This is a genomic window from Helicobacter sp. 12S02232-10 (assembly GCF_002272895.1).
Lineage (GTDB): Bacteria > Campylobacterota > Campylobacteria > Campylobacterales > Helicobacteraceae > Helicobacter_J.
Genome location: NZ_MLAQ01000023.1, coordinates 1 through 5,442, shown reverse-complemented (window position 1 = coordinate 5,442; position 5,442 = coordinate 1). Strand labels below are relative to the sequence as shown.

Sequence of the window (5,442 nt, the reverse complement as noted above, 5' to 3'; positions counted from 1 at the left end):
CCATCTTCTCTCCATAAGCTATGTTCAATACTCCTAGAGCAATCAAACACACTGCCATTAGTTTGAATAAATATCGTATCATTGGATGATCGATAAGATTTTTGTTATTGTTATTTAAAAGCATCAAATACTCCATCATTTTTGATTCTCTCATAAGCTTTTTGTCTATGTTCCAATCCATTTTCTCCTCCATTGATCCTGCAAGTGATTTTGCTAAGTGCTTCATTGACTTCAATATCGAGTTTCTTTCCATGTTTGTCTTTAGGAGTACACATTTTTCCATCATCTGCATCAGCTATTTCATAAAGTTCTTCTTTATTCCAAAACCATACTGCAGATAATAGGGCATATCTGCCATTAGTGATCAATAAATCAGGGTTTTCAACAAAATTAATTGATTCTTCTACCCATTTGTGTTTGTGGGCATATGTATTAAATTCTTCATAATTACCCCTGCCTGTGAGTTGGGCAAGTCCCCTACCTCTAAATTTATAACCATCACCTGATTTTGTATTGCCTAAACTATTTTTTTTTTCATACAAGATATTGGCAATCGCTTCTTGATTAGGCAGTCGAGAATATTTGGGAAGCTTTTTCTTCTTGTTTTTAACATATCCGTATTCTTTTGCCTGTGCTTCTGAAAAATGAAATTTATCTTTTAAATCATTCACAGAGTAATAAAAATCTTCTTCCATAGTAAATGTTCCATTTCCAACTTCTACATAACATTGTGCAAAGAAATGATTGAGAGACTTAAGCGTACTTAAATTATAGGTCAAATACATTGGGATACCTTCTGCATCCTTTCGGTTGAGCTCTTTAACGATGTCACACAAGATACCCTTATTTTTTTCATATTTCTCATCCTTAACATTGCTTTCTTTATCATTGTTTTCCCTAACACCATCAAACACCAGCAACAGCATTTTTAAAGTTATAAACCTTTCTTTTCTCCTTCTAACCATCCCATCTAGTGTTTGGATATCATCTTCGATTCTTTTTTTTTCGATGTCTTTGAGTTTTGCATCTCCCTGCTCTTTCATTTCTTGAACAGCTTGTAAGACATGAAAGACTTCAGGATCACTTTGTCTATCATTTGGGTATTCCAAATCAAGAGTAATCAAAGCATTATTTTTGCTTTGATCGGGGATATCTTGTGATATTAAAAGATCTTTTAAGGAATAGGTTACAAACAAGTCTTTGGCTTTCGCTGCTTCATAAGGAGCAGTAGCTACCTTAAAGATGAAATCATCGGAATTTGACTTTATCATATTAATGTTTATTGGAGAATTCTTCATATCACGGGAAGTCAAATAAGCTTTATTGATGGGAAAAGGAAGAGGGAGATAAAGATTGGGATGAGAGAAAGAAGAAGGCGTTTGTTCCATGCTTTGTTTGTTTAAAGAATCAGATTTTTGTTGCTTATTTTCATCATTAAGAGGTTCTGAATAAGCGATTTGAAGTTTGTTGGGCTTGGGAATAGTGTGGAGGGGAAATCCTCTGTCTGTAAGGATTAAAGTGACCTTGTCTTGGATAATAGGAAAACCCCGATTGAATTGTTTTTTAAACAAAGCCTCAGGTGGAATCAAATCAACCATTGTGCAAGCACCTCCTAAAGTAATAGGATTACAACAGCCTTGAATGGTAGCTTTTATGATATCTTGATTTAGAATCAGAGATTTCCCTCCAATGCGAAAGTTTTTGCCTTTGCCCACAATGATTTTGACTTCTCCGCCATGAGGACAAAGAAGTTTATCATCTTCTAAGATGGGAAAAAGCATCACTTGGGGTTGTGGGGGCTGGATTGAATCTTGCTTGGCTTTATTTGCTTTTTCTTGGTTTTTTTTCTCTTGGGTGATTTTACGATTAATATCCAATACAATGCTCAAAGAAGATTCTAAAAGAGAATAATAATAAAGAATGAGGGTAAAACCTTTGAAGGCTACTCCAAGAGTTTGAATCTTATCTTGAACAGATTCCTGAGTATCTTCATCTTCTATAGGCAAGGAAGCCTCAAGAAATTTGAGACTTTCAGCAGTTGGGATAAAAAGAACTTTAAGCGTATTGTTTCCCAAAAGTTCATAGACTTCCCCACCTTTTCCCAAAAAAACTCCAGCAGGAAGAGATGGTGGGTATAAGAAATGGTATTGGTTGGGAAGATCTTGACACAAACAAACCTCTTTGCCACCTTGAAGAAGAATGCCATAGAAAAATATCTTGGAACAAAAGGTGTCAATCCCATTTTGGGAAAGCTCTAAGAGATTTATAGATAGTTTCTCGCCAAAAACAAAAAATGTATAAGCTCCATTTCCTCCCTCTTGAAACCATCCTACCCCATCAAAAGTCTGCCTCTGTTGTGAATCTTGCAAGCTCACAAACTGCGGTTGGGACTCAAGAAGATTATTTGAATCTTGCTCTTCTTTGAAAGATTTGAAGTCCTCTTCATCTTCTTCAGATTGAGCGTGTGTCTCTTCCTTCTGTTGTGCTTGGATGTGTTGGAATGCTTGAATAAAGTAGGCATCATAGGCTTTGTGAAGTTCTGGAATAAACTTCTCATCCATTGATTGGTTTGCACTCCCCTGCAGTTGGAAGCATAGAGAGAAATTTGCATACGAACCAAAGATTTTTGAAACGTTTGTCTTATCAATCAAAGACCTGTCTCCCTGATAAACTTCATAGGGTTTGAAAGCATAGAGTGAATAATAGCTTGAGATATTAAAGGTTTTGATCTCATCTAACAAAGAAGCTTCTTCTCTAAAGAAAGTATAAAGCTTCAATCCAATCCCTTTGTTTTTAAACTTAATAAGCCCATCAATCAATTGATCTTCTTGGAGAAAGTCTTTCACAACAGGAGAATCATAAAAACTTGCTGCAGGGATATAAAAGTCATAAAACTCATTTCTGCTAAGAAATAAAATATCTGAAATGATGCTTAAAATGGGTTGCTTTCTGATATCTTTCAAAGCTTTGCAATGGGACTTGGAGATGAGTTTTTTATATGTAGTGAGTTTTTTGAAAGCGATTTGATTAGAATGATAGATAAGCTCGATAAAATGATTGAGCATATCCAAATCAAACCCTTGATTAAAAGATGAATCCAACAAATAAGAATAGAGATAAAGATATCTTGTCAAAAGAGAGATTTGATGGCTTTTAGCACCTTTGAATTTAGTGTCTTCTCTACCAACCTTCTTTCCTAAAAGTGTGAGAGGAGATCCTAGATAAAATGTATTGTGTTGATCATCTGAACCTATTTGGATATGATAGATAGAAAGAGGCATTTGAGAGTCCTCTTGTTTTTCTTGGTACCAATAGTTTTCAATCAAACATTCATAAGCCTTTCCAAGAAAAGAAGAGACAGGATAAAAGCAAGATTTGTCCAATTTATCATCTTTCTTCAATTTAATGCACACATAACCTTCATAATCCTTGAGAAAAGTTTGCAATACCGATTGAAGCAGCACTTTCAGATCACTTACTTGATTGAGTCTTTTGGAAGATAATAATCTTGAGGAAAGCTTGGGAGTAAGAAGGAAATCAACAAAAGAAGACAAGCACAAAGGATCTTTAATAAAATCTAGGCCTTTGGGATCGCTTGGATGTTTGGTGTTATATTCTTTTAAGAACGCATTTTTATCTAAATAAATGATTCCATCATAATAGGGAAATAGTTTTTTAACACTCCGAGCATTGTAAGTATAAAGAGCTTGGATAAAATGAGGGCGACTCAAATCGTTGGAAACATTCTCCTCAAAGCTTGCCCCTCTCAATTCCTTTTGATTTTTTATCTCATCATTATCTTTTACACCATTTTCTTTTAGATTCTCTTTAAAAGAAGAATCATTCATAAACGCTGCACCCTTTTTGAATTCTTCAAAAGACAATACAAAGAGTTGTCCTAAGACACCACCTAAAGAATGCCCGCTAAGAGTAAGTTTTGTATGTCTAGAAATGGCTTGAGAAAAGATAAAAACAGGCTTTTTAAGAGCAGAAGATGGAGGATAGGGAGAGTTGGAATAAAAAACCTTTGCATCAGAAGTTTGTAAAATCTGGCAAGTGGGACCTATGATTATCTTAGGATAATTGAGAAGCCTTTGATAAAGGGGATTAAAGTTTAATTCTTTAGGAGGAGAATATTTGCAAGAATCCATACACAAAGGGAATTCTCCAATGCATTGATAATAAAACAAAATCATATCTTGGTATTGATTTTCTGGGATATTCTCCATATCTATCCAAAGATCTTCTTCCATATTAGATATACTGATTTCACTGCCTCGAATCCCAAGAGTATAACCAACATAATCATAAGATGGAAAAGAATCATAAGCATATTCCAAGCTCCCATCTGCTTGAAGAAAGCTACGGCGTTTCTTTTCTCCAAACAAGGTAGCAGAGAATCCTGAGGGAGTTTTGGGTTGATGGAGCAATAAATCATAACGTTCAAAGAATCTTTGGGATTGGAGGGGAGAGAAATCACTGCTTAGGAATTTCTCAGTACTTAACTTTATTCCTTTTTCAGATCCACCATCTTCTTTGATATGGTATTTATAATTGGTGTTAAGAATATCGGAGAAAGTGATTTTTTTAAGGCTGCCTGTTTCTTTGTTCAATAAGGTCAAGGTTGTGTTTAAATCATTTAAATTTTCTTTTTTCAATAGCTTATAGAAAGCTTTTTTAAAATCTTTATTGCTTAAATTATCTTCTTTAAGTTTTTTTCTGATTGCTTCAATTCTTGCTATTTGCTGATTATAAACATCAGCTCTATCAAAATACCCATAAGCAGCTTGGGCCAATTCAGAATTATCTTTAAGTTTATCAATCAATTCTTTGGAAGTCATTCAAATACGCTCTTTTTAAAATATACTTCCCAATTGATACCATCTTACAATCAAAATAATACTTTGAATAGTTGATTAAATGATTTCTTTTAGGACCCCAAACTACGTTCCATTCTGTATATCGTATATCTTCTTTTCTTAAAATATTCTGATAATGCTTAAAACTAATCAAATGATAGAAATAATGCTCTTTTTATATTGTCTTTTGAGTTTAAGTCTTTAAGATCCATCTTTTCTCCATAAGCTATGTTCAATACTCCTAGAGCAAGCAAACACACTGCCATTAGTTTGAATAAGTATCGTATCATTGGATGATTGATAAGATTTTTGTTTTTATTTTTGTTATTTAAAAGCATTAAATACTCCATCATTTTTGATTCAAACCACCAGCTGCTTTAAGCGATCCATTCGGATTGATCAAACCATCAGCAATCAGATTGATGATAAATGAATAGAGACGCAAATCATTAATCTTACTTGCTGTACTGAATTGTTGCCTAAATGCATCATTTATTTCTTTTGCTTGATTTTCTTTTTCATTTTCTAAATCTCTTGTTTCTTTCCCTGAAATTTTTGGATATACAAGATAGTATTTAAAGAA

3 protein-coding genes are annotated in these 5,442 nt (G+C 33.8%); all 3 read right to left on the bottom strand.

Annotated elements, in window-relative coordinates; genetic code table 11:
• Window positions 1–110: 110 nt before the first annotated feature.
• On the bottom strand, window positions 111–4,841 hold the full coding sequence (locus BKH41_RS10185; RefSeq protein ID WP_257875462.1) for a hypothetical protein: 4,731 nt from the start codon (window positions 4,839–4,841) through the stop codon (window positions 111–113).
• 164 nt (window positions 4,842–5,005) lie between these two features.
• On the bottom strand, window positions 5,006–5,197 hold the full coding sequence (locus BKH41_RS09435; protein WP_095299399.1) for a hypothetical protein: 192 nt from the start codon (window positions 5,195–5,197) through the stop codon (window positions 5,006–5,008).
• An 11-nt stretch (window positions 5,198–5,208) separates the two neighbouring features.
• Window positions 5,209–5,442, bottom strand: a 234-nt coding sequence (locus tag BKH41_RS09895) for a hypothetical protein (protein ID WP_180762807.1), incomplete at its 5' end; no start/stop codon positions are given.

Coding starts and splice junctions, on each gene's coding strand:
- BKH41_RS09435 (WP_095299399.1), bottom strand. CDS start 5,197: ATGCTTTTAAATAACAAAAATAAAAACAAAAATCTTATCAATCATCCA.
- BKH41_RS10185 (WP_257875462.1), bottom strand. CDS start 4,841: ATGACTTCCAAAGAATTGATTGATAAACTTAAAGATAATTCTGAATTG.